Annotated in this window: 3 protein-coding genes; 2 read left to right on the top strand and 1 reads right to left on the bottom strand. The window is 73.3% G+C overall.

What is annotated here, in order from left to right:
* On the top strand, positions 1 to 492 hold a 492-nt coding region (locus tag I59_RS01820; protein WP_376764440.1), incomplete at its 5' end, for an ATP-binding protein.
* A gap of 14 nt (positions 493 to 506) precedes the next feature.
* Here I59_RS01820 and I59_RS01815 read toward each other — a convergent pair.
* Positions 507 to 851, bottom strand: a complete 345-nt coding sequence (locus tag I59_RS01815; protein WP_022902411.1) for a metallopeptidase family protein — start codon at positions 849 to 851, stop codon at positions 507 to 509.
* A gap of 283 nt (positions 852 to 1,134) precedes the next feature.
* Here I59_RS01815 and I59_RS23105 point away from each other — a divergent pair.
* A partial coding sequence (locus I59_RS23105; RefSeq protein ID WP_222834980.1) for a hypothetical protein occupies positions 1,135 to 1,500 on the top strand: 366 nt, incomplete at its 3' end.

Genomic DNA, 1,500 nt, shown 5'->3' with positions numbered 1-1,500 from the left:
GTGCCCGGGCCGGGGCTCCGGCGGAAGGCGCGGCTCGTGGTGCTGGTCGACGGGCGGTCCGGCCCCGGGAAGACGACGCTCGGCGGTGCCCTCGCCGAGCAGCTCGGCGCGCAGCTCGTTCACCTCGACGACCTCTACCCGGGGTGGGACGGACTCCGGGACGCGGCGGACGCCGTCGTGCGGGACGTCCTGGGAGCGCCGTCCGGCTACCGGCGCTGGGACTGGGAGGCCTCGGAGCCCGCGGGGTGGGTGTCGCTGCACCCGGACCTGCCGATCGTGGTCGAGGGGTGCGGAGCGCTCTCCCGGGCGTCGGCGCCGATGGCGACCCTGCGCGTCTGGCTCGAGGCGGACGACGACGAGCGGCGACGCCGGGCGATCGGGCGCGACGGCGCGGTGTTCGAGCAGGAGTGGGAGCGGTGGGCGGCGCAGGAGATCGCGTTCATCGCCGCCGAGGACCCGGCCGCGCTGGCGGACGTGACCGTCCGGACCTGAGCAGTTCGGGGCGGTCAGGCCCAGCCGAGTTCGTGCAGCCGCTCGTCGTCGATGCCGTAGTAGTGGCCGATCTCGTGCACGAGGGTCGTGTGCACCTCGTCGCGGAGCTCCTCCACGGTGTCGCACTCCGCGAGGTGCGCCGTCCGGAACACGATGATGCGGTCCGGGAGCTCGCCGAAGCCGTACTGTCCCCGCTCGGTCGCGGCGACCCCATCGTAGACGCCGAACAGGTCAGAGCCGTCTTCGGGGGCGTCCTCGACGACGAAGGCCACGTTGTCGAGGCCGTCGAGCATGTCGTCCGGCAGGCGGTCGAGCTCGTCGGTCACGAGCTGCTCGAAGTCGTCGGGGGACATCTCCATCACGGGGTCGATCGTCCCACACCGGGGTCGGGCGGTGGCCGCGGGTGGCGCGTGGCTGGTCGTTCGGGGCGTGGGTGGTGCTCCCGGGCGGAGGAGGTCGTCCCTGTGGATGAGGTCGCTCGTTCCGACCTGGTACGCCCGATTCGTCATCCCCTTGCAAGCGCGATGGGAACGATCGTCCGCGCGACCCGCCCGGCGACGGCGTCCGCTGCCGGATGCTCTCGGCCGTCGGCCCGGTGGTCTTCGACGCGCGCGCCGCACTTGGAGTCGAGCTCGTCGTGTCGTGGAGGCCTTCGGTCTCGGCGCTCTTCTGCTGCGCGGCACCGGACGAAGCCGCATCATCGACGACCCCGGCCTGCTCGAGGAGCGCGAGGAGAGCCGGAGCGGACTCGCGGGCGGCGTCGGGCGTGACGTGGACCGGATCGAACCGGACCAGGGTGTCGCCGATGATGATCGGGCACGCCCCCGCACACCAGAGCCGAGTCGTGTCGAGGACCGTGGCCGTGCTGCCGACCGCTGCCCGGAGCGAATCGGCCTGCGATCGGGCGAGGTCGGCCGTGACCCGGCAGTCCGACGGCCCGCGGGTCCGGGCGAGCAGCGCTCGGGGTCGAAGCCGGGCGAGACCGGAGGCACGACGATGATCGTGCCG

Source organism: Curtobacterium sp. B8 (assembly GCF_000333315.1).
In the GTDB taxonomy this organism is placed as follows: Bacteria; Actinomycetota; Actinomycetes; order Actinomycetales; family Microbacteriaceae; genus Curtobacterium; species Curtobacterium luteum.
The sequence above is the reverse complement of the archived record's forward strand: the minus strand, read 5'-3'. Positions and strand labels throughout refer to the sequence as shown.

What these genes read in the sequence shown, in the direction of transcription:
- I59_RS01815 (WP_022902411.1), bottom strand. Translation starts at nt 851, where the DNA reads ATGGAGATGTCCCCCGACGACTTCGAGCAGCTCGTGACCGACGAGCTC.